This window comes from Bacillus nitroreducens (genome assembly GCF_964021195.1).
In genome coordinates this window covers 765,202-788,619 of the sequence record NZ_CAXHYI020000001.1, presented here as the reverse complement: position 1 = coordinate 788,619, position 23,418 = coordinate 765,202, and the positions used below count along the sequence as shown (strand labels likewise).

At 35.7% G+C, this 23,418-nt stretch carries 24 protein-coding genes, 1 other RNA gene and 1 pseudogene; 18 read left to right on the top strand and 8 right to left on the bottom strand.

All coding sequences use genetic code 11. The features are described from left to right. Nucleotides 1–248: 248 nt before the first annotated feature. The 9 genes and pseudogenes from speD (at nucleotide 249) to ACWPVE_RS03755 (ending at nucleotide 8,734) form a co-directional block, all read left to right on the top strand. Entirely contained in the window at nucleotides 249–1,055 is an 807-nt protein-coding gene (gene speD, locus ACWPVE_RS03795; RefSeq protein ID WP_453990861.1) for an adenosylmethionine decarboxylase, read from the top strand. Between the two features lie 255 nt (nucleotides 1,056–1,310). Further along, nucleotides 1,311–1,448 (top strand): FbpB family small basic protein, encoded by a 138-nt coding sequence (locus ACWPVE_RS03790; RefSeq protein WP_453990808.1) that lies wholly within the window; start codon nucleotides 1,311–1,313, stop codon nucleotides 1,446–1,448. 79 nt (nucleotides 1,449–1,527) lie between these two features. Continuing rightward, nucleotides 1,528–2,235: a TerC family protein gene (locus tag ACWPVE_RS03785; protein ID WP_453990806.1), complete on the top strand. Its 708-nt coding sequence runs from the start codon at nucleotides 1,528–1,530 to the stop codon at nucleotides 2,233–2,235. Nucleotides 2,236–2,381: 146 nt separating this feature from the next. Next, on the top strand, nucleotides 2,382–2,963 hold the full coding sequence (locus ACWPVE_RS03780) for a TetR/AcrR family transcriptional regulator (protein WP_453990804.1): 582 nt from the start codon (nucleotides 2,382–2,384) through the stop codon (nucleotides 2,961–2,963). A gap of 83 nt (nucleotides 2,964–3,046) precedes the next feature. After that, nucleotides 3,047–3,982, top strand: coding sequence for an SDR family NAD(P)-dependent oxidoreductase (locus tag ACWPVE_RS03775; RefSeq protein WP_453990802.1), 936 nt, complete (start codon nucleotides 3,047–3,049; stop codon nucleotides 3,980–3,982). 270 nt (nucleotides 3,983–4,252) lie between these two features. Continuing rightward, nucleotides 4,253–6,577 carry an RNA polymerase recycling motor HelD gene (helD, locus tag ACWPVE_RS03770; RefSeq protein ID WP_453990800.1) on the top strand — a complete coding sequence of 775 codons (2,325 nt, stop codon included), beginning with the start codon at nucleotides 4,253–4,255 and terminating at the stop codon, nucleotides 6,575–6,577. A 285-nt stretch (nucleotides 6,578–6,862) separates the two neighbouring features. After that, nucleotides 6,863–7,589: pseudogene (locus ACWPVE_RS03765) on the top strand (transposase); the annotation flags it as partial. A gap of 365 nt (nucleotides 7,590–7,954) precedes the next feature. Then, complete coding sequence (locus ACWPVE_RS03760) at nucleotides 7,955–8,095, top strand: hypothetical protein (protein WP_453990798.1); 141 nt, start codon at nucleotides 7,955–7,957, stop codon at nucleotides 8,093–8,095. 81 nt (nucleotides 8,096–8,176) lie between these two features. Next, nucleotides 8,177–8,734 carry a DNA-3-methyladenine glycosylase I gene (locus tag ACWPVE_RS03755; protein WP_453990796.1) on the top strand — a complete coding sequence of 186 codons (558 nt, stop codon included), beginning with the start codon at nucleotides 8,177–8,179 and terminating at the stop codon, nucleotides 8,732–8,734. A gap of 40 nt (nucleotides 8,735–8,774) precedes the next feature. Here ACWPVE_RS03755 and ACWPVE_RS03750 read toward each other — a convergent pair whose 3' ends face one another. Next, a complete protein-coding gene (locus ACWPVE_RS03750) occupies nucleotides 8,775–8,915 on the bottom strand; it encodes a hypothetical protein (RefSeq protein WP_453990794.1) in 141 nt (46 codons plus the stop codon). A 113-nt stretch (nucleotides 8,916–9,028) separates the two neighbouring features. Between ACWPVE_RS03750 and proC the strand changes: the two genes are divergently transcribed. From proC to ACWPVE_RS03735, 3 genes are all read left to right on the top strand, one after another. Next, nucleotides 9,029–9,841 carry a pyrroline-5-carboxylate reductase gene (gene proC, locus ACWPVE_RS03745; protein ID WP_453990792.1) on the top strand — a complete coding sequence of 271 codons (813 nt, stop codon included), beginning with the start codon at nucleotides 9,029–9,031 and terminating at the stop codon, nucleotides 9,839–9,841. Between the two features lie 688 nt (nucleotides 9,842–10,529). After that, the gene (locus ACWPVE_RS03740; RefSeq protein WP_453990790.1) at nucleotides 10,530–11,453 is read left to right on the top strand and encodes a VanW family protein; all 924 of its coding nucleotides are present in this window, start codon (nucleotides 10,530–10,532) and stop codon (nucleotides 11,451–11,453) included. Between the two features lie 81 nt (nucleotides 11,454–11,534). Then, nucleotides 11,535–12,452, top strand: a complete 918-nt coding sequence (locus tag ACWPVE_RS03735; protein ID WP_453990788.1) for a ketopantoate reductase family protein — start codon at nucleotides 11,535–11,537, stop codon at nucleotides 12,450–12,452. A 134-nt stretch (nucleotides 12,453–12,586) separates the two neighbouring features. Here the strand turns inward: ACWPVE_RS03735 and ACWPVE_RS03730 are convergent, their stop codons facing one another. From ACWPVE_RS03730 to ACWPVE_RS03710, 5 genes are all read right to left on the bottom strand, one after another. Beyond that, nucleotides 12,587–13,027, bottom strand: a complete 441-nt coding sequence (locus ACWPVE_RS03730) for an OsmC family protein (RefSeq protein WP_453990786.1) — start codon at nucleotides 13,025–13,027, stop codon at nucleotides 12,587–12,589. A 132-nt stretch (nucleotides 13,028–13,159) separates the two neighbouring features. Further along, nucleotides 13,160–13,343: non-coding RNA, 6S RNA (ssrS, locus tag ACWPVE_RS03725), on the bottom strand. Between the two features lie 215 nt (nucleotides 13,344–13,558). Next, on the bottom strand, nucleotides 13,559–13,651 hold the full coding sequence (locus ACWPVE_RS03720) for a YjcZ family sporulation protein (RefSeq protein WP_453990784.1): 93 nt from the start codon (nucleotides 13,649–13,651) through the stop codon (nucleotides 13,559–13,561). Nucleotides 13,652–13,905: 254 nt separating this feature from the next. Continuing rightward, nucleotides 13,906–14,778, bottom strand: coding sequence for a sulfite exporter TauE/SafE family protein (locus ACWPVE_RS03715; protein WP_453990782.1), 873 nt, complete (start codon nucleotides 14,776–14,778; stop codon nucleotides 13,906–13,908). Between the two features lie 92 nt (nucleotides 14,779–14,870). Next, entirely contained in the window at nucleotides 14,871–15,782 is a 912-nt protein-coding gene (locus ACWPVE_RS03710) for an RluA family pseudouridine synthase (protein WP_453990780.1), read from the bottom strand. A gap of 184 nt (nucleotides 15,783–15,966) precedes the next feature. On the opposite strand from ACWPVE_RS03710, the gene ACWPVE_RS03705 reads away from it, so the two are divergent. Then, nucleotides 15,967–16,368 carry a DUF5365 family protein gene (locus tag ACWPVE_RS03705; RefSeq protein ID WP_453990778.1) on the top strand — a complete coding sequence of 134 codons (402 nt, stop codon included), beginning with the start codon at nucleotides 15,967–15,969 and terminating at the stop codon, nucleotides 16,366–16,368. Between the two features lie 298 nt (nucleotides 16,369–16,666). On the opposite strand, the gene ACWPVE_RS03700 is transcribed toward ACWPVE_RS03705, so the two are convergent. Beyond that, nucleotides 16,667–17,146: a thioredoxin family protein gene (locus ACWPVE_RS03700; protein ID WP_453990776.1), complete on the bottom strand. Its 480-nt coding sequence runs from the start codon at nucleotides 17,144–17,146 to the stop codon at nucleotides 16,667–16,669. Nucleotides 17,147–17,148: 2 nt separating this feature from the next. After that, nucleotides 17,149–17,589 (bottom strand): disulfide oxidoreductase, encoded by a 441-nt coding sequence (locus ACWPVE_RS03695; RefSeq protein ID WP_453990774.1) that lies wholly within the window; start codon nucleotides 17,587–17,589, stop codon nucleotides 17,149–17,151. A gap of 195 nt (nucleotides 17,590–17,784) precedes the next feature. On the opposite strand from ACWPVE_RS03695, the gene ACWPVE_RS03690 reads away from it, so the two are divergent. The 5 genes from ACWPVE_RS03690 to ACWPVE_RS03670 all read left to right on the top strand — a co-directional run bounded on the left by ACWPVE_RS03690 (nucleotide 17,785) and on the right by ACWPVE_RS03670 (nucleotide 23,364). Then, nucleotides 17,785–18,444 (top strand): HAD family hydrolase, encoded by a 660-nt coding sequence (locus tag ACWPVE_RS03690; protein ID WP_453990772.1) that lies wholly within the window; start codon nucleotides 17,785–17,787, stop codon nucleotides 18,442–18,444. 535 nt (nucleotides 18,445–18,979) lie between these two features. After that, nucleotides 18,980–20,221 (top strand): extracellular solute-binding protein, encoded by a 1,242-nt coding sequence (locus ACWPVE_RS03685; protein ID WP_453990770.1) that lies wholly within the window; start codon nucleotides 18,980–18,982, stop codon nucleotides 20,219–20,221. Between the two features lie 70 nt (nucleotides 20,222–20,291). Next, nucleotides 20,292–21,251, top strand: a complete 960-nt coding sequence (locus ACWPVE_RS03680; protein ID WP_453990768.1) for a carbohydrate ABC transporter permease — start codon at nucleotides 20,292–20,294, stop codon at nucleotides 21,249–21,251. Between the two features lie 79 nt (nucleotides 21,252–21,330). Further along, the gene (locus tag ACWPVE_RS03675; protein ID WP_453990859.1) at nucleotides 21,331–22,089 is read left to right on the top strand and encodes a carbohydrate ABC transporter permease; all 759 of its coding nucleotides are present in this window, start codon (nucleotides 21,331–21,333) and stop codon (nucleotides 22,087–22,089) included. 15 nt (nucleotides 22,090–22,104) lie between these two features. After that, complete coding sequence (locus ACWPVE_RS03670) at nucleotides 22,105–23,364, top strand: Gfo/Idh/MocA family protein (RefSeq protein WP_453990766.1); 1,260 nt, start codon at nucleotides 22,105–22,107, stop codon at nucleotides 23,362–23,364. Nucleotides 23,365–23,418 lie beyond the last annotated feature (54 nt).

Sequence of the window (23,418 nt, the reverse complement as noted above, 5' to 3'; positions counted from 1 at the left end):
GGTCTAACACAGGACAAGGATGGCATCGAGAGCATCGTCATCGTAAGAAGAAAATGCAAAGCATTATCGAGAATATGTTGACATTGATGTTTGCCACAGGACCTGGGAGTCGTTAGTCGATGTTTATTTACAAGCTGCTTCCCACATTTGTTTAAATTGAAATATCCCTGGAAAATGCATAAAGTCTCTCGAATCAACCAAGATAAAAATATGGAAAAAACAAAAAAGGGGAAAATTAAATGAGACATATGCAATTGACACCAAGTCAGATGTTGAATCTTCATGGTTTCAATAACCTCACAAAATCGTTAAGCTTTAATATGTATGATATTTGTTATACAAGTTCACAAGAAGAGCGGGATGCATATATTGAATATATTGATGATGTGTATAATGCTGATCGATTAACTGAGATCCTTAGCAATGTTGCAGATATTATCGGTGCCAATATTTTAAATGTCGCAAAGCAGGACTATGTTCCCCAGGGTGCAAGTGTAACAATCCTTGTTTCGGAGGGTCCAGTAGATGAATCTCCTGAAGCTTTTAAGGAGTCCCCAGGGCCGATTCCTGGATCTGTTATTACGCAACTGGATAAGAGTCATATCACAGTACATACCTATCCTGAGTCACATCCAGATGAAGGGATTAGTACATTTAGGGCAGACATTGATGTTTCTACCTGTGGAGAAATATCTCCTCTAAAAGCCTTAAATTATATGATCCAATCATTCGAAACAGATGTAATGACAATTGATTATCGTGTTCGAGGATTCACAAGAGATGTAACAGGACATAAGCTGTTTATAGACCATGAAATAAGCTCCATTCAAAACTATATACCTGAGGAAATTCAGGAAATGTATCAAATGATTGATGTGAATGTGTATCAAGAAAACATTTTTCACACGAAATGTAAGCTAAAGGAATTTGATCTCGAGCACTATTTATTTTTTAATCATACGAAAGAAAAATTGACACCCGAAGAGGAAATGATTATCGCTGAAAAACTGATTACAGAAATGGATGAGATTTTTTACGGAAAAAATATAAAATAAACATTGACATATGTGTGAACACTATGTAAAATTAAGTATATAATAAATATTGAATAAATTGTTTCTCCTAAAGGGGAGTAGCTTTTACAGCAAAGTCGTCATTTCAGAGTGTAATCACTCTCGGCTTTGTTGGCGACGTAAACGTTGTTAGCAAGACCTTTACCAGATTACGGTAAAGGTCTATATTTTTGGCCTTTACCACATGCGGTAAAGGCCATTTTTGTTTTACTACGGTATTGAGAGGTGAGAAGAGGTATGCTTAAGAGAAAGATAGAGACATTGTCCATCAAGGAATTAATTAAAAAGAACAAAGAAGAAATTTTACAGGACAAAAAAGAGATTGAAAAGATTGAAAAACGTTTAGATGATAAACATTTAATGGCCATGAAGTAGTTTATTCTAGTGAAAAGCACTCTTGTTTTTCCTACAATTTATAGAATAAAATATTAAAAGATTAGAAGGGAGACCATTGATGGAAATTTTAAGTTTAGAATTTTTAACCGCACTATTAGTTATTATTGGTATTGATTTAGTATTAGCAGGAGACAATGCTATCGTAATTGGCTTGGCAGCAAGAAATTTACCAAAGGAACAACAGAAAAAGGCAATTATTTGGGGGACTGTAGGAGCGATCGCTATTCGAATCGCTGCAACCTTGGCTGTTGTATGGCTACTTGGAATCCCTGGTTTACGAGTTGTCGGAGGAATTCTCCTAGTATGGATTGCTTATAATCTATTAACAGATGATAAAGGTCATGAAATTAAAGCAGTTGGAAGTTTCTGGGCTGCCATTCGAACTATTATCATTGCGGACGCTCTTATGGGCCTAGATAATGTTCTAGCAGTTGCTGGCGCTGCTCAAGGTAACTTCTTACTGGTTGTATTAGGACTAATTATTTCAGTACCAATTATGATCTGGGGTAGTACATTATTTATTAAGTTAATTGATCGCTTTCCAATCATTATTACACTTGGTGCTGCAATATTAGCGTGGACAGCATCTAAAATGATTGTTGCAGAACCATTCCTAAGCTCAGTATTTAGTAATGGCTTCGTGAAATACGGCTTTGAAATCCTCGTTGTTGCTGCAGTTGTAGCGATTGGATATACAAAGCAGAAAAAAGCTGCGAAAGCACTTGAAGAGCAAGAAGTAAACCAAGTATTAAGTAAAGCTGAATAATGATCGTAGGCGGACTCAAAAAAGGGTCCGCTTTTATATTGTATATATAAATTACAAAAATGTGCATAAAATAGGTTGACATAATGGTTTAATTTGGAATAAACTAATTATTGAACAGTGGTTAATAAAAGGGGATTCACTTAATTATGTCACCTAGAAAGCAAGTAAAAGAGGAATTATCACGCGAAAAAATAATGGATGTAGCTCATGAATTGTTTGTTCAGAAAGGCTACCAACATGTGTCAATGCGACAAATTGCAAAAGAATTAAATTACAGCCATGGTGCGATCTATTATCATTTTAAAAATAAAGCAGATTTGTTTTATGCAATGGTTGTTGAAGATTTCAAAATGCTTAATGATGTGTTAAATCAAATTATCAGTCAGAAATTACCGCCAAATGAGAAAGTGAAAAAGATACTATTAGGCTATATTGAATTTGGTCTTACACATAAAAGCCAATATGAAGTGATGTTTCTTCTGAATGATGAAGAGGTTAAAAGCTTTATACAACAAGAACCAAATGAAAGTTATCAAATGTTTGCTGTTGCAATTTCTAAGTTAACTAATCAAAAGGCAAGCATCCAAGATATTTGGTCCATATTTCTTTCAATCCATGGCTTTGTTACACATTATTGTAGAAGTAACCAAACTTTTGATGATGTGAAGAGTTTGGCGGAATCTCATGTAGAATTCATCTTAACACCAATATTAAATGGGGAAGTGTAGTTTACTTTCCCGAATCTTAAACGTTTATTATTTTTTTTATAGCATTTTGACCACTGGTCAATTAAAGGTGAGGAGAGGATAACATGAAAAAGGCATTAGTATTAGGTGCATCAGGTGGAATGGGGTATGCAATTGTCGAGGAGTTAATCGAAAGAGGAATAGAAGTAATTGCTTTTGCACGAAATAAGGAGAAATTAGCGAAGTTATTTAAAGATAGAGAAAAAGTAAAGATAATTGCGGGAGATGTCTTTAACCGCCATGAATTAATCCATGCAGCAACTGATGTGGATGTTATATTTCACTCAATCAACATCCCTTACAGTGAATGGTACGAAAAGCAACCAACACTAATGAGAAATGTGGTTCATGCAGCTGAATCAAAAAACTGCAAGCTTGCCATAGTGGATAATATATATGCTTATGGCAAGGGAAATGGACAAAAAGTGAATGAAGAATATCCAAAAAATCCTCATACAAAAAAAGGGAAAATTCGGTTAGAACTTGGAAAAATTGCTTTTGAATCAAATGTTCCACTCTTTATTGCACATTTTCCTGACTTTTATGGGCCTCATGCAGAAAATGCCATGCTGACCTATACATTTAGAGGGATGGTTCAAAACGAGAAGGCAATGTTTGTTGGCAATCAAATAAATGCGAGGGAATATATTTTCACACCAGATGGGGCAAAGGCAATCGTTGAGCTCGCTCTACATGATAAAGCATATGGGCAGACTTGGAATATTCCAGCCGCAGGAGTAATTTCCGGAAAAGAAATAATAAATATAGCAGGTAGCCATCTTCATTATCGAAAAAAAGTTTCAACAGTTACGAAAGGGATGATTCGAGTATTTGGTTTTTTTGACAGACAAATGAAAGAAGTTGTTGAAATGCTGTATTTAACTGAGGAACCTGTAGTTTTAGATGGAACAAAATATGAGAAGGAGATAGGAGCTTTACCAAAAACACCATATGAAGAAGGAATAAAAAAGACTCTGGATTTTATGATCGCAAACCACTAATTGAATTACGCTTTAAGATATGTATTACTTTTCATTCATTAGAGCTCGTGAAAGTGTAAGGAAGGTAAATATTAGTCCTTACTAAAATTATATACACATTGAAAAAGACAGAACGACATGATATGATATCATTGTTCTGTCTTTTTTTATAGTTTGTAACAAATGCGTTCATTTTACCCTATTTTAATTATAAAACAATATTTTTGGTTTGTCAACATTTCAATTTTTGGGGTAGGAAACGTAAAGTTCACTTAGTAAGGAGTGGTGTTCATGGATAAGCAAAATAAAGATTGGTATCAGGAGCAAGAAAGACTCGAAGACGTTTTGGAAGTAATCGAAAGTAGAAAGGCTGCCATTGAATCAAAGGTTGGAGCTGTAAAAAGTGAAATTGTCGATCTCCGCAAATCTTTTTGGGAAGATGTAACAGTCAATCTTGATGAGCCTGATGACGTCTTAGAGACATTTCAAAGTATCAAGCAACAATCCGAACTATTAGGTGAACGAGAAAGAAACCATCGACAGGTTCATAAACAAATGAAGGTGTTAGATAGACTTAAAGAATCCCCATACTTTGGTCGGTTTGACTTTTTGGAAAATGGGGAGGACAAAGAGGAAAAAATCTACATTGGAATTGCGTCCTTGTTAGATAGCGACGAAGAGAATTTTTTAATTTTTGACTGGAGAGCACCTATTTCAAGTATGTACTATGATTATTATCCAGGTCCTGCGAAGTATGACACTCATTACGAGGAAATCAAAGGAGAAATGAAATTAAAGCGGCAATTTATTATAAAAAATGGCAAAATGAGAAGCATGTTTGATACAGGTGTCACAATCGGAGATGAAATGCTCCGAGAGGTACTTGGTAATAATGCAAACACGCAGATGAAGAGCATTGTGGCAACAATTCAACGAGAACAAAATAAAATCATTCGAAATGAAAAAAGTCGTTATTTAATTGTCCAAGGTGTAGCTGGCTCTGGGAAAACATCCGCCGCCTTGCAGCGGGTTGCATACTTACTGTACCGTTATCGTGATCAGTTAAGCTCAACTAACATTATGTTATTTTCACCGAATCCATTATTTAATAGTTATGTTGGAACCGTACTTCCTGAGCTTGGGGAAGACAATATGCAACAATCAACATACCAAGAGTATGTTGAACATCGTTTGGGAAACATCTTTGATTTGGAAGATCCGTTTTCGCAAATGGAATACTTATTAACCGCAATGAACCAACCCGATTATGATATAAGGCTTCATGCGATTACGTTTAAAGCAAGTCTTAAGTTTAAAGAACTAATCGATTCTTATGTAAAAGACCTTGGGGAAGCAAAACTTCTCTTTAAAGATATCCAATTTAAGCGTAAAACCATTGTTTCAAAAGACGAGATTCAGAACTATTTTTACTCCTTGGATCCAACTATTTCAATTCCAAATCGTCTGACTAAAGTGACAGAATGGCTTATGAAGGAAGTCATTAAAGTTGAGAGAAAAGAACGCAATAAAGACTGGGTTGTTCAAGAAGCTGATTTACTGGAAAAGGAAGAACTACTTGAAATATTTAAACGACTACAGAAAAAACAGGAGTTTTCGGAGAATACATTTGACGATTATCAACGTGAAGAAAAGTTAATTGCTAAGGAAATTGTCCGAAAACATTTTAAACCGATAAAAATAGCGATTAAAAGACTTAATTACCTGGATATAAAAGGATTATATAAGCAATTCTTTAGGCAAACAAAAGAACAAAAGGTGACTGAAAAATGGAGTGAAATCTGTTCGTATTCCATTAAACAATTGAATCTAAACCATCTGAAATATGAGGATACAACACCCATTCTGTACTTGCAGGACCTTATTGAAGGTAAGAAATCAAATACAAGTATTCGTCATTTATTCATTGATGAAGCACAGGATTATTCTCCTTTTCAGTTTGAATATTTACAGCAACTGTTTCCGAATTGCCGAATGACTATACTGGGAGATTACAACCAGGCGATTTATGCACATTCGATGAACGCACCAACACTTCTTTCGCCAGAGCTTTATACAGAGGAGAAATACGAAGTTATTCAATTGAAGAAAAGCTATCGTTCAACAAAAGAAATTGTTGAGTTTTCAAAAGGAATTGTAACTGGTGGCGAGGATATAGAAACATTTAATCGCTCAGGTTCACTTCCTTCACTAAAAAAACTGGAAACAAAAGAAAGTCTACACAAAGAAATTATTAATCATATCCAAACCCTTCAAGAAAAGGGGCATGAAACGATCGCGGTTATTTGTAAAACTGCAGTTGAGAGTAAGGAGGCTTTTGACGCGTTACGTGAATCGATGAAGGTTCGTCTAATGAGCCAAGAAACCTATCAATTTGATAAGGGTATCCTTGTTTTACCTACCTATTTAGCAAAAGGAATTGAATTTGACGCGGTTATCATCTATAACGCCTCTAATGAGGTATACGGTAGAGAGTATGAAAGAAAGCTTTTTTATACAGCCTGCACAAGAGCGATGCATAAATTACAGCTTTTTACAATTGGAGAAAAAAGTTATTTCTTCAATGGAATCGAAAGAGAGAAATATATAGAAATGTAAAAGGGGCTGTCCAAAAAGTCACTGAAAAATGACTTTTGAGGACAGCCCTCATTTTTTGTTTTTCGGGTTTACTAAAAAATCTGGTGTTGATTTCCGCTGCAGGTACTCGCTTTCCGCGGGTGGTCTGGGAGCCTCCTCGTCGCAAGCTCCTGCGGGGTCTCCCCTGGCCACGCTTTTCCCGCAGGAGTCTCGTACCTTCCGCTACAATCAACAAGGTTACAAAATTTAATAGTATCGACTCGTAACTTTTAAAAAAACACACAAAAAAATCATCCTTTTTAGTAAAATGAAGTTTTAGGTGATCGTAATAGTTATTCTAAAACGGACAAAGATGCCACTTTCATGCGTATGAAAGAAGATCATATGAAAAATGGCCAACTTAAGCCAGGATACAACGTAAAAGCAGGAACAGAAAACCAGTTTATTCTATACTATACAATACATCAACGCCCAACAGATACTCGGTGCTTCATCCCTCATATGGAAAAACTGGCAGCTTCTTCTTTACCAATACCCAAAACGGTTATTGCCGATGCAGGATATGGTAGTGAGGAGAATTATGTTTACGCTGTCGGAGATGAGAAAGAGCAACGATTCGAGTTTCTTATTCCGTATGGAAGCTATGTACAGGAACCAAACCCGTAAATATAAAAAAGACATCAAAAACGCAAAAAATTGGACTTACGTAGAAGATGACGACTATTTTATTTGCCCGAAAGGAATGAAAGTAACGTTTAAAAAATACCTGAATAAAAAGAATAAATCTGGCTACGAGCAAAGTTTCAAAATATATGAATGTGAAGATTGTACCGATTATCCACTAAAAGCACAATGCACAAAAGCAAAAGGGAATCGTCAGATTCATTGGAATACGATTTTTGAAGAAATGAAAGCCAAGGCTAAAACAGCCCTTGAATGTGATGAAAAGTCCGCTATCTACGCTCAACGTAAAGTTAAAGTAGAAAGTGTGTTCGGTCACATCAAGGGCAATAGGTCGTTTCGCAGATTTTAATCTGCGGGGGCTCGACAAAGTATATGTCGAGTTTGGAATGGTGGCATTAGCCCACAATATATTGAAAATAGCAGGCATACGCCAGCTACTTTCAGAGAAAAATCGAAAAAAACAAAAAGGCAAGGGAGAAAAACGATCGTTTTTCTCCCTTGCCTTATTTTTTAGGACTTATCGGACAGCCCCTTTTTTTTGTCTGGACAGTTTGTAGGTTTAAACTACCCTGGTTATGCGATGGAAAAGCTCTCTAGAACGTAACAACATTTGATGTTTGCACCTAAAAAGTTTTTTGGCTATTTTTAACGTGAAAAAACTATGCCTAGATAGATAAAAATAAGAAAAAGCAGCTTATTAAGGAGGCACAATTTATGACAAATTGCTTTTATTGCCAAGATTCTTTTGATAACGAAAGATTTCATTATGTAGCATTTGTAAACGTAGATGGAGAGCGTGAAGAAACATTATGTAAAGAGTGTTACAAAGATTGGCTTGAGGGAATCAAAGAATAGAACAAGAAGGGAATGAGGAGAAGGCACTCATTCCCACTCATCTGTTATAATTTTATATAAAAAAGATAAAGGTGGGAGAGTATGAATAGATGCGGTTGGGTGAATCAGGATCCACTTTACTTGGATTACCATGATCATGAGTGGGGTGTGCCCGTTTATGATGATCGTTTGCTTTTTGAATATTTAAACCTTGAAGGAGCACAGGCAGGTCTTAGCTGGTATACCATTTTGAAAAAAAGAGAAAATTATCGAAGAGCCTTTGATTACTTTGATCCTTCAAAAATTATTACATATGATGATAAGAAAATTGAAGAGCTTTTAACAAATGAAGGTATCGTCCGTAATCGGCTAAAAATAAAAGCTGTTATCACAAATGCAAAAGCCTATTTTAATATAGTTCAGGAATTTGGAAGCTTTCATACATATATTTGGTCATTCGTAGATGGTGTACCGATTAAAAATCATTACAAAACGTTAGAGGAAGTTCCAACAACAACAGAGATAAGTGATAAACTAAGCAAGGATTTAAAAAAACGAGGTTTTAAATTTGTCGGTTCCACTATATGCTACGCATTTATGCAAGCAACTGGTATGGTGAACGATCATCTTGTAGATTGTCATTGCTATACGCGAACATAATTATAAGAGGGACCTCCACACAATATGAGGGTCCCGCATTTTACATAATGACATTGTCGTCGTCATCTTCGTCGTCATACAAATATTGAAGCTCTTGTTCTCTGTGAGTCAAAGTATTTGTTAGGTCATGCCACCCTGTATATCCAAGAACTGTATCAAGAAGTCTTTCAATTCGATACATCTTATCACCTCTTTTTTTGGTTAGATTGTCCATACTTTCGAAAAGTATGTATCGAATCCAATGTTTTTTTATCATCAAACCTTCTCTATAATATAGAATAGAGGAGGTTCATCATGGACAAACATATTGGTTTTATAGGTTGTGGGAAAATGGCACAAGCCATGATACAAGGAATCATAGCATCTCAAGTTGCTACCCCGCAACAAATCATCGTGAGTGCAAAAACAGAAGATACACTACAATACGTGGAAAAAAACTATGGTATAAGAACAACATTACACAACAAAGAGGTAGCAGCTAATGCTGATTATTTATTTTTAGCTGTTAAACCAGAATTGTATGCCCAAGTCATTGACGAGGTAAAAGAAGTTGTAAAAGAAGAAGCGATTATCCTTACCATAGCTGCAGGAATAACGATTCATTCAATTGAAAAATGGTTTGAAAGACCAATAAAGACGGTCCGTTCAATGCCAAATACACCATCTTTAGTCGGTGAAGGTATGAGTGCCCTTTGTGTCAATTCATATGTGAATGAAGACGAGTTATTAGAAGTTATGCAAATATTTAAGGGCTTTGGAAAGGCAGAAGTTATTGATGAAAGACTAATGGATGCAATTCCAGCGGTAAGTGGATCTTCACCTGCATATGCCTATTTATTTATTGAAGCATTAGCAGATGGGGCGGTTATGCAGGGTATCCCAAGAAAACAAGCATACAAGCTTGCTGCTCAAGCATTATTAGGAGCGGCAAAGATGGTACTAGAAACTGAAAAACATCCTGGTGAACTAAAAGACGACGTGTGCACACCAAGGGGAGCAACTATTCAAGCAATCGCAGCCCTTGAGAAAAATGGCTTTCGTGCAAGTATAATTACGGCAATGGAAAACTGTACGAAAAAAATTAAAGAACTCTCAAAGGATTCGTAGAGGAGTTTATTTCGTTTCAAAAACTGCAATCAATTTGTACGATTGCAGTTTTTTTAGTTGATTTGTTCTTTAGAAAGAACGTATAATAAGAATATAACAAATATTACAAATTTTAGTAACAATTTTTAATTATCAATCGTCTAATGAAGTGAAAGGTTAACTTAATTCATTCTTTTCTATCACTATAAGTTAAAGAAAAGGCAAAATGGATAAACCATTTTCGTGATGTTTCAAACCATGGCGGTACCAATATTGAACCTCTTGCAGACGCCACGATTTTTCAGAGGACTTTTCGAGCTGTAGGAATAGGGTTAAAAGCGCAAGTTTCGATGTGGCAAACCACTTTCTAGTTGGCTTGAAAAATCGGACGCGATTACGCCATGGTGCATGTGATCTTATACTTCTTTGTTAATCATTACTATCTATTACCAAAGCACTTACTTCTAATCAAAGACTAAAACACAGCATGTAAGTGGCGAGGTCTTTGTGATCTTCATTGTAAGACCTAACATCTTAGTATATTTCCCAATTATAAGAAGGTAGATCTAGAACTTACAGTAAAAAGGAATATATTCTTTTTTCGTTAATAAAATTCCTATGTAAGTTCCTTTGTTAACCAATTTTAATATTCGTTACATTGTCCACCAAAAAAGTTTTAAAATACTATCAAATTATGGGAGAGAGTACTTTGAAGAAAACAACTTTGCCATTATTATTAGGTGTTTTATTAATGAGTGGGTGTAGTCTCATTGAAAAAGAACCAGTAAGCGTAGATCTACACCATGTTGCATCTGCTGCAGTCATTGAAACAAAGCAAGTTGTGGAGACACGAGAAGTTACAATTATTGATCCACGTGATAATACGGTGGTAGAAGTTTTGAACATGAATGAGTTTCAAAATGAAGAAGAATTAAAAGCAAAGGCTACACAATTAGCCAGTGATTTAGCTGCAACCATTGACCAGCCCATGAAACCAGCGAAACTTACAGCAACGGGAGAATTGCAGCAGGGCCAGAACCGAATCATTTTAAAAGAAAGTGAGCTTGTTAACCAATTACTCAATGATTCTATTTTTAATAAACAAGTTGTTTTGCCAATTGAAGAAACGATTCCAAATGTTACACCAGAGCAAGTTCAAGGCATTAACGAAATTGTCTTGGGAAGTTTCACAACGTATTTTGATGCTTCTGTTAAGGGGAGAAGCTTTAATATTAAGAAATCTGCGGATGAAATTAATAATATTGTTTTAGGTCCTGGAGACCAATTTTCATTCAACACGGTTGTTGGAAATGCATCTAAGGCAAATGGGTATGCGCTTGCGACCGTTATTGTAAACAAAGAATTTGTTCCAGGATATGGGGGAGGAATATGTCAAACTTCGAGTACTCTGTATAATGCGGTTGCAAAAGCGGGTCTTGAAATAGTACAAATTCATCATCACTCCAAACCAGTTGGGTATGTTCCATTAGGGAAAGATGCGACTGTAGCCTATCCATATTTAGATTTTAAGTTTGCGAATAATCGACCATATCCAGTTGTTTTAAAGTCATCTGTAAAAGGTGGGTCAATTCAATTTGAAGTTCGATCGGCGGCTAACTATGTGTCAAACTAGAATGGATAGCTAGGGCCAGCATTGCTGGCCCTTTTTCTGTTATACTACTAATATAGTTGCGTTGAAAGGGGTTGCAAAATTTTGAGGATACTAGTTGTAGGAGCAGGAGCAGTAGGTGGTTATTTTGGTGGACGACTCCTAGAAAAAGGGGAAGACGTAACCTTCCTAGTCAGGGACAAACGGCAAAAACAAATACGGGAAAATGGACTTCAAATCGAGAGTATTCATGGAAATGTGACTCTTTATCCGAAAACAATCAAATCGGGCGAGGAAGTAGGAGCTTTCGATGTGATTATTCTTTCCACTAAGCAATACCACCTCAAAGATGCCTTACATAGCATTGAACCTTATGTAGGTGAGGATACCATGATACTTCCATTATTGAATGGCTTTAGTCATCTGGATGTCCTTATAACCAAATTTAGCGCGCAAAAAATAATTGGGGGCTTATGTTTTATTGAGTCAACAATGGACTCTACAGGGAAAATAATTCAATCAAGTCCAAGTCATCGCGCCTTATTTGGAGAATTATCAGGAGAAAGAACAGAACGAATAGAAAAATTAGCTAAGGCAATGTCTGGAACAAAGACAACAATCGAATTGAGCGATAATATCATTCGTGATATGTGGCATAAGTATATGTTTATTACTTGTTTATCTGGTATTACAACATTAATGAGAGCTCCAATAGGTCCAATAAGAGAACAAGAAAATGGGCAAAAAATACTTTTATCCCTACTTAAAGAAGTAGCTTCAATCATGAGGGCGATCGGTGCACAAATAGATGAGAATATTGAAGAACAACATTTAAAGACATTGAATTTAATGACATATGAAATGAAATCATCGATGCAGCGTGATATGGAAAAAGGACTAGAAGTCGAGGCTGATGAATTACAAGGTTACCTATATAAAATTGCCCAGAAAAAAGAGATTGAGACTCCACTACTAGAGCTAATCTACTCAAACTTAATAGTTTATCAGATTCAAAGGAGGTAATCCTTGTGAAAAAGGTAGTGTTGTATACACTACCTTTTTGGTCGTATGGTAATTGGTGTATATAAAAAAGCACCCCTGTCAAGAATACCAGAAAAATTCAGCACTCGAGACAAGAAGCGATAGAAATAATACTATTATTCAATGACTTTTACAACAGGTTGAACGCTTACTTCGACATTTCCTTTGAGTGTTTGCGAGATGAAGCAGGCTTTCTCTGCACGATGAGCAAGTTGGAGCAATTTTTCTTGTAAGTCAACGTCCGCTTGTTTGACTGAAATTACTAGTTTATGGATAATTTTTTCGAAGACCAATCGCTTTCCATCTTTTTCAACAATTCCTTCTGTCTCAACTTCAAGGTGAGTATACTCAATGTCACGATTAGACAGAATGGCTGCGAGGGTAAGCATATAGCAGTTTGTTGCTGCGGCAACTAACAATTCTTCAGGATTGGCACCTACCCCAGGACCATCCAGTTGCTTCGGAGCAGTAACAACAGTATGTAGTCCGTCTGAGGTAATCGTACCTTCCCCATTTCGATCTCCAATCCATGTCCCTTTCACGATAAAAGAGCTCATATTGATCATCTCCTTGTCGATTTTTCTTACTACTATTCCTATTATATGCACAAAAAATGGAAACACGAAAGGGATTTGTCTGAAAAAACAAAAAGCTGATTTCGAATAACGAAATCAGCCTTAAATACGTTTGGGAATGCCACAAATGCCGTCCCCATATTGTTTCTCAACCTGCACTCGCACAGGTGGGTGTTTGCATAAATTGCGTCACCTTCCATCATGATAATGGCTTGGTGTTACAAATTAATCTCTTAAACTCCCTAAATCTTTAGTATACGGTTGAAACAATACTAGGAAACTAACACCACAGCATTTATTTCTTATGACTATATTTTACCGAGCAAAGTAAAAAAAGTAAATAGGTTGTTGTTACCAAGTCCATTCTTTTGGATAGAAGTAAGTTAAGAAGTGGATGAATTTTTAACTTTCATTACACATATGTAACAAAGGGTTTCAAAGGCCCTTGCCTCTGAAACACCTTATAGAGGGAGATATACGGGATACGTGGTGGATACACTCAAAAACTATCGATTAGTAGCTCCAATAAAATGCACCTACAATGATTAATAGGATAAATAGAACTACGATTAACGCAAAGTTGTTTCTTCCGCCTTCATAACCCATATTTAAGCACCTCCTTTTTAAAGAGATACTATATCGTATGAAAAAGGGGAATATGAGGAATAGACATACATGTAGAAATGAAAAAAAGGTTTGAACCTAGTATTTAATGGGAGAACAAGCACTAAATTTTTTCTACGAGTGTTTTTCTTGGTCCCAGTTTAGCAGTTCACCTTACCAAATTTTCAAGATGGATAACCATATCAAATTTCACACACAAAAAAACAACATCCTCAGGAATAATAGGGGATGTTGTTTTACCCAACTTCTTTTTCTTTAAGTCGATGTTTAAACGTGTGTAAGACGAAATGACAAAGCATATATAAGCAATAGGAAAACAAGAGAACTAGACCAATAAAGTCAAGTTGGAGTAGTTTGAAAAATAAGCTCACGCCAGTGGCTATATAGAGTCCAGCTAAGAAATGCCTCACTTGTTTATCCTCATACACATTTGTAATCCTTGCACCAAGTTGACCACCCACAAGTGCACCAACAATCAGGATGCCAATCACCCCATAATCAAGTTGAACAGTTGAAGCATAAGTAGTAAAACCTGCAACAACGATTAAAAATACGCTAAGCAAGCTTGTACCAACAGCATATCTCGGTTGATAAGCAAGAACGGTCATTAATAATGGAACGATAATGAAGCCTCCACCGACCCCTAATGAAGTTGAAAGAAAACCTGCAAATAACCCAATAAACACAATTTTTATATAAGAGTAGTCTGATTGACTGTTGGATTGTTCCTTATTAGAAGGTTTGCTTACAAGAATTGAAATTGAAAAATACAAGGTAAGTGCTAAATACATCAATGGAATAATTGTATTTTCTAATTGATACTTTTCAAGGAAAATGACAAATGGATGTGCAAGTTGTGTGGAAATAATTCCACTTATTCCAATGATAATGGATGTCTTCCACTTTATATGATTTAGTCTTAAGTGTGCAGTTACTCCGGAAAGAGTTGTTGCAACTGTATATAAAAGGCTTGTAGCGATTGCAGTAACTGGAGAAAACCCCAAAAGGATCAGCGTTGGAGTTAGAATAAACCCGCCGCCAATACCAAAAAAGCCAGACATTACTCCGATACTAAGACCTAAAATGACGTAAATAAGTAAGTCCGCCAATGGTACACTCCTTTCCATAAAAATACTGGTATATACATTATACAGGATATAACTATAACCTGCATGTGTACAAGACATATTTCTTGACAAAATTACACATTTAGATCTCGAAGAACAGGTGGAGGGTCTATAAGTGGTGCTTCACAGCTTATCCTTTCATTCGTAAATGGATGAAATAATTGAATTCTAGCTGCATGTAATGCTTGTCTAGGAGCAACTGGTTTTCCACCATACAAGGTGTCTCCTACAAGTGGGTAACCTAAATGGCTCAAATGGACCCGTATTTGATGAGTACGTCCTGTTAAGAGTTCAAGCTCTACTAAAGACAAACTTTTGTTTGGAAATGTCCGAAGGACGTTAAATTTCGTAACGGCTTTTTGCCCGTTAGGAGAGACTCTTCTACGGGTTGGATGATGTCGGTCACGTCCGATTGCAGCATCAATTGTTCCTTTTTTTTGTTTGATGATTCCATGAACTAAGGCAATATAGGTTCGTTTAATCTCTCTCTTTTCAAGTTTACGGTCTAAAATTGCAGCAGCAAGTTTGTGCTTTGCAAAAATAACTGCACCTGTTGTATCACGATCAAGTCGATGTATATGGCGAACCTTTGTGAACAATCCATTTGCTTGAAAATAATAGGCAATTGCGTTCGAAAGAGTACCGAGTTGATTTTCTTCGTTTGGATGTGTATCCATTCCTGATGGTTTATTTGCAATCAGGAGATGATCATCCTCATATAAGATGTGTAGGTCAGGAACAAATTCAGGCAGCACTCCAAATTCTTCTTCCCTAAAAAGGTGTATCTGGAATCGATCATTCACTTTTAATGGAGTATTCCAAGGGGAGAATTCTCCATTTAGCTTGGTCCCTTTTTCCATTCTTAATTGATGAAGCATTTGTTTTGGTACCACCCAATGATTTTTTAATACATCTTCAATCGTTTTTCCTTCCCAACTACTTGGAACCGATACTTCCAACCATTCTCCGTATTTTCTCGTTAACATCCAATCATCCTTTTTTATCTATTACGATTTAATCCTTTTAAAAGTATATCCAATTCACCAAATGATTGAAAGAGAAAGGTGGATATGTAGGAAAGACTTACCTTACACAAAACAAAGTCTCCTGTGTTATTCTAGTGTTAACTTTACTTTAGATTACAATGGAGAAATAAGGGTGGGTTTTACATTGAAAATAGTAGTAGCATCAACTCCAGAGCAGGAACATCATATTACGGAGCTAATCGATTACATGTATTCTTCCGTCTTTCCAGTCTATTTTGAAGATGAGTATATTGGAAAGTTAGAAGAATGGAACGTGTTAGCCCCGAAAGAGGAAGACGTCTACTATAACCGAACGTTGGATAAGGCTTTTAAAGTTATTTCAAGCCTTCAAGCGATCATTGCCGTTTTGGAAACGATCCAAGAAGAGGGTTGTAAGGAAAATTATGTTGAAATTTTTACAAAGAATGTGCAAATTTTAAATGATTACGGTTATTTGTTTCCATTCACCATTGAAGAATTTCAATGTGAGAATAATACGCAGGGTATAAGCAAGTATTCAAAACCAGCAAATAAATATCTAGCATAATACATAAGACTTGGTAGCTTTCACAAGTGAAAGCGTTCAGATTTAGGCGAAAAACATAAGACGCCTGATTATTAGAGAGCCGAGTGTCTTATGCTTTTGATAAGTGAAAAATCCCAGCTCTATTTTGTGAGCTGGGATTTTTGTTTTTAGAAATGATGTACATGAGTTTTATTGGTGTCAGAGCAAGCCCAAATTCTATCTTCTGTCTTGCCAATATTAAAGAGAAGAAGAATATGTAACCTTCTTTCCATTCAACCTATGGTTTGTCTGAGACTGGTCAAAGCGCTTATCGATTTGTTTATTTTGAACTAGCCATTGCGGATTCGAACCATGTTTTATACTGGTTATGATCTGGGTGATACCCAACAAGACGCGAAACTTCTTTACCATTTTCAAAATGAATTAATGTTGGTGTAGATTCGATTCCATATTTATTCCATTGATCTTCAAATTCGAGGAGGTTTAATTTTTTTAAATCAAGTCCCATTTCATCCACCATAGGTACGATTACTGGTGTTGTATTTTGACAATGTACACATGTAGGACTATAGAAATAAACGGTCATCGTCTCGCCATTTTCTAATTTTTTTTCTAATTCATCTGGTAGAATTTGATTTCCGTAGTTCGGATCGTCTAGCTGTTTGATTGTAGCAGGATCAAGAGTATCCTTACCGTATGGATTCCCTTCTGCCTGTTGTTTGTTTTGTTGAGTCGTTACAAATGCAAGTGCTCCAAAGATCGTAACGACTATCACCGTAAATAGAATGATCTTTTTCAAGGTTATTTCCCTTCTTTCAATTTAATTAGTGTTATAAAGCTAGTAACAGCAATAATTGTAAAACCGATCAGTGCTAAAAATGGGATCGTAACAAAGCCAAACCAATTAATATATTGGCCTGTACAAGGAACAATTCCACATGCTAATGAGCTTTCACCCACAGTTGGAATCTTTTGTACTAAATAATGATAGATGGAAATGGAACCACCAATTAAAGATAGAATAAAGATATAGAGTGCGATTGAATAATTCTTTTTAAAAATAGCAATTCCTAAAATGATGACAAGAGGATACATAAAGATACGCTGATACCAGCATAAATCGCATGGGATAAACTTTTGAATTTCCGAAAAGTAAAGACTTCCCAACGTCGATATTAATGCGGCAGCAAAGGCGATAAATAAGTATGTCTCCAGCATCTTTTCATTTTTTTTAGAATTCATCGAATCCCTCTCATTCCACATAAGTATACTAAAAATTATAGTATCACCATAGTCGAATGTAAAATGTAAATCTTGATGTAAAGATATTTTTGTGAACATTTTGTGACACTACACTTAACTGTTAATGATGAAAAATGGACTTTGTTATGTAATTCTTTATAATAGATAGAAGATTAGATAACAGGAGATGGTACTTTGATAAAAGCAGTCATTTTTGATTTTGACGGATTAATCTATGATACGGAAACAAATGAATACAATGTCTTAAACGAAATCTTTCAAGAACATGGTTCAGAGCTCCCACTGTCAGTATGGGGAAAAGTCATTGGAACACAAGCGGGATTTGATGCACTTGCCTATTTGGAAGAACAAATTGGTAAAAAAATAGACCATGAAAAATTAACGAAACTTAGACGTGAACGGTTTAACGAACGAATGAAAAATGAAGGCGCATTGCCTGGTGTTGAGGAGTATCTATCTGCTGCAAAAAAAGCAGGATTAAAAATTGGACTAGCATCAAGCTCTACTTACGATTGGGTTTCAAATCATTTGAAAAATCTTTGTCTTTTCGATTATTTTGAGTGCATTCGTACTTCAGATGACGTTGAAAAGGTTAAGCCAGATCCAGCCCTATACTTAGAGGCTGCAAAATGTTTGGGCGTATCACCTGAGGAATGTCTTGTCTTTGAAGATTCCGCAAATGGGGCATTAGCTGCGAAACGTGCAGGAATGTTCTGTGTCATCATACCAAACCAAGTAACAAAAGATTTGGAGTTCTGTGAGGTCGATGATCGTTTAGAATCGATGGCTTCCGTCCAATTACATGAACTCATCGAAAGAATCGGTAAAAAATAAAAGATAGAAACGAGAGTGGCCACATACTAGGCCACTCTTATAATTTAAGCTAAATTATCATTTGAAAATGTGAATTTATTAATGGTCAAATCACTCTATGAAAATTCACAATAGACTATAAGCAAAATACTGAAATAAGCATTAATATAAAGGAAATGGATGCAATGTAGATTTTCTACTTTATTTGAAAGATCATTATCAAGTGAGGGATTTCTTATTTTTTCCTATTTATATAGAAATCATTATTTTTAGGTTTAGGTATCGAAACCGATGTGTTAGGAAGTATTTGGTTCTAAATCTCAACTTTTTCTTAGTTTAGAACTTAAATACTAAATTAATCGAAAAAAATCGACTTAAATTTCTGATAGTAGTCAATTTACTACAAAATTTAAAAATAATAATTGAAAACGTTTTATATACGTGATATATTAATCATGAACCAACTGGTAATGACATCATTACTTCTTTATTTTTAATTCAACTGGTAATGACATCATTACATCATTACACTTGTATATAAAAGGGAGGAATCATTATGAAAAAAATTATGGGAATATTGGTATTACTTATTTCCATGATGGTGTTAGCAGCATGTGGTAGTTCAGGTGGAGAAAAAAGTGCTGGGGATACTGTTACTCTAAAATATGGGATGTGGAATAAGGATCAAGTACCAGCAGTTGAGAAAATCATTGAGAAGTTCGAGAAAGAAAACCCAGACATTAAAGTAGATATCGAATTAACACCTCGTGAGCAATATTTTCAAAAACTTGAAACCGCTGCCAATGGTGGGGCTATGCCTGATGTGTTTTGGATGAATGGTCCGAATGCTGCTCGATTTGCAAATGGTAAAGTACTATTACCATTAAATGAGCTTATTGAGAAAGATGAAGTTGACATGTCAAATTATCCAGAAACTGTGACATCTTTATATACGATTAATGATGAAGTTTATGGGATTCCAAAAGATTTTGATACAACAGGATTGTTTTATAATAAAAAAATATTCGACGAAGCTGGTGTTCCTTATCCTGATGAAACTTGGACATGGGAAGATCTAAAACAAGCTGCCGAAAAACTAACAAATAAAGAAAAAGGAATCCATGGAATTGCAGCAGATTTAAAGAACCAAGGATCTTATTATGATTTAATTTGGCAAAATGGTGGAGAAATCATTACAAACAATGGTAAAAGCACAGGTTTTGATGAGCCAGCAGCAATTGAGGCTTTAGAGTATTGGTATAGTTTTATAGATGAAGGATTATCACCTACATATGTACAATTAACAGAATCCTGGTCTGTTGATATGTTTATGTCTGGTAAACTGGCAATGATATTTGATGGTTCTTGGAGGGTACCAATTTTTAAAGACAACCCAGATATAGATGTTGCTGTATTACCACAAGGAAAAGAGCGTGCAGTAACGATTCACGGACTCTCGAATGTAATTGCAGCAAAAACGAAAAACAAAGAAGCTGCATGGGAATTTGTTAAATATCTAGGTTCAGAGGAAGCTGCGCAAGTATTTGCTGAAACTGGTACAGTTATTCCTGCATTTAATGGTATGCAAGATGCATGGTTAGAATCAGTTCCAACGATGAACTTACAGGTCTTTTTAGACGCAGTTGAATACTCTCAACCTTTACCAAACATTGAACAGACTAGTGCTTTGTGGGCATCTGAAACAAATATACTGAAGAGAGCATGGAGTGGAGAAATAAGTGTTGAGGATGCAGCTAAGGAATTAGCAGTTGAGGCTGAAGAAATTTTGAACAAATAGAATAATAAGCATGCGGGGGAGGTTAAGTGAATTTTACTTAACCTTCTAAGTTCATTAAAGGGGTGACAAAATGAGCAAATCTATTACCGAAGTAGAAAAAATAAGGACATTAAATAATCCAAAGAAAATCAAAACAAAATCCTATGCAAAAACCCAAAAACGTTCAGACTATTTTTGGGGGTATCTCATGATTTTACCTCTGATGGTTGGATTAACCATATTTTACTTTTGGCCAATTCTTCAAAATACGTATTTTAGTTTTACGGAAAGAAGTGCTTTTGGAGTATCTGAATGGATTGGATTAGATAACTATGTTCGAATGTTTTCAGACGGCCAGTTAGGACAATCCTTCCAAAATACATTTGTATATATTTTATTTACAGTACCGATTGGGATATTTTCAGCAATTCTTGTAGCAGTTTTACTGAACCAAAAAATTAAAGGAAAATCAATTTATCGTACAATTTATTTCTTACCTGTTATCACGATGCCAGCAGCAATTGGGATGGTTTGGAAATGGTTGTATAATGGCGATTATGGTTTAATCAATTTCCTTTTATCCAAGATTGGTATACAAGGACCTAATTGGATATCAGATCCAAAATTTGCTCTATATGCAGTCATAGTTGTTGCAATCTGGAGTGGAATTGGTTACAACATGATCATCTTTTTATCTGGGCTACAAGGCATTTCTAAGACATATTATGAAGCCGCGTTGATTGACGGTGCGGGTCCTTTCCGAACCTTTTTTCAAATTACATTACCATTACTTTCACCAATTATCTTTTTTGTATCAATCATATCGTTTATTGGTGCCTTCCAAGTGTTCGATTTAATATTTATGATTGTCCATCAGGATAGTATTGCTATTGATAAAACACAATCAATTGTATATCTATTTTATCAACATGCATTTGTATTAGGTGATAAGGGGTATGCGTCAGCGATTACGACTTTATTATTGGTTATTATTCTACTGATTACAGCGATACAAATGAAACTACAAAAGAAATGGGTTCATTACGACTGAGGAGGTAAATTAAGTGGAAATTGGAACTAATAAAGGGAAACCGATCGTCCATTTATTATTGCTTATAGGTTCAATATCAATGCTTGGACCTTTTTTATGGATGGTCTTAACAACATTTAAGACGTATGCTGAATCAATTCAAGTACCTCCATTGTTGTTTCCTACATCTTTTAATTTCAGTAATTATGTTGAAGTATTTGAATTGCTGCCATTTGTTACATTCATGAAGAATACCTTTATTGTCACTATAGTAATCGTAATTGGACAATTGGTATTCTGTTCATTAGCTGCCTATGCTTTTGCTCGTATCGAGTTCCCTGGCAGGAATGTATTATTTTTACTCGTACTATCAGTTTTAATGGTGCCTAGCCAGGTTTTTTTATTACCACAGTATGAAATTATGGCGAAGTTAGGACTACTCAATACATTGACAGCGGTTATTTTACCAAGCTTGTTTAGTGCATTTGGTACTTTCCTACTACGGCAATTCTTTATGGGATTACCAAAAGAATTAGAAGAAGCAGCACGATTAGATGGTTGTAACCATATTCAGATTTTCTGGAAAATTATGCTTCCACTTGCTAAACCAGGTCTAATTGCACTGGGAATCTACACCGCCCTTTTTGCTTGGAACAATTTAATGTGGCCACTAATTGTGAATAGTTCTACAGATAGTATGGTTTTATCCGTTGGTTTAGCATCTTTACAAGGACAATATTCAACAAACTATCCAGTACTAATGGCGGGTTCATTTTTAGCAATGATTCCTATGCTTGTATTGTTTATGTTTTTACAAAAGCAGTTTATTGAAGGAATTGCACTTACAGGCGGAAAATAAGGAGGTTTTTTCATAATGATAACAGCAGCACTTATTGGGGCAGGCGGTAGAGGATATTATTCATACGGTACGTATGCATTAAAGTATCCGAATGAGATCTCGTTTGTAGCGGTAGCTGATACGGATGAAAAGAAAAGAAACAAGTTTGCTAAAGCTCACAATATAGAAGAAAATCATCGTTACAGTGACTGGAGGGAATTGTTATCCCAAGATAGATTTTGTGATGCAATATTGATCTGTACACCCGATCAGTTGCATTATGAACCAGTGATGGAAGCAATTAATAAGGGATACAATATCCTCTTAGAAAAACCAATGTCTCCTAATCCTAGGGAAGTATTGGAGATTACAGAGGCAGCAGAAGAAAAGGGAGTTTTGCTAAGTGTTTGTCACGTGTTACGATATGCCCCATTTTATCAAGAATTGAAGCAGATTTTAGATCGAAAAGTAATTGGGGATATTATGTCAATCCAATGGATCGAAAATGTTGGGTATTATCGCCAAGCTCATAGTTTTGTTCGTGGTAATTGGGGAAAAGAAGAAACGTCTAGCTCAATGCTATTACAGAAATCTTGTCATGATATGGATATGCTTCAGTGGTTGATTGGTGAGAGATGTAAGAAAGTATCATCATTTGGTCACCTATCCTATTTCAAGGAAGAAAATGCTCCAGAAGGATCAGGGGAACGCTGTTTAGAGTGTGCCATCGAAAAACAATGTCCATTTTCAGCGGTTAAATGGTATCTTCATGATCGTGACGAATGGCCAGCAAATACAATTACTGCTAATTCGGACATCGAGAGTCGTTTGAAAGAAATCCAAGAAGGGCCATATGGTCGTTGTGTGTGGCGTTCTGATAATGATGTAGTCGATCATCAAACAGTGAATTTACTTTTTGATAAAGAAATCACTGTAGCATTTACTATGTCTGGTTTTACGGCAAACAATTGTCGGCAGTTCAAAATTATGGGAACAAAAGGGACCATCGAGGGTGATGATACAAAAAATGAAATTCTTGTTTCTTACTTTAGTGGAAAATCAGAAGTAATTACTCCTATGACAATGGATGGAGGTCATATGGGAGCTGATACAAGCATCATGGAAGACTTTGTATACCGTGTTGCAAATGGGATAACTGAAAGTTTAACTTCCCCAACCGTATCAAGGGATAGCCATTTAATTGTATTTGCAGCAGAAGAATCCAGAAAAACTGGAAAAACAATTGATTTTGATGAATTTGTAAAAAATAATCAGATGACTGTTTCACTTACTTAATTAATTCATACTTAGTGAAACATAAGTTCTAAAAATGAGAGAGGTTTTCGTAGA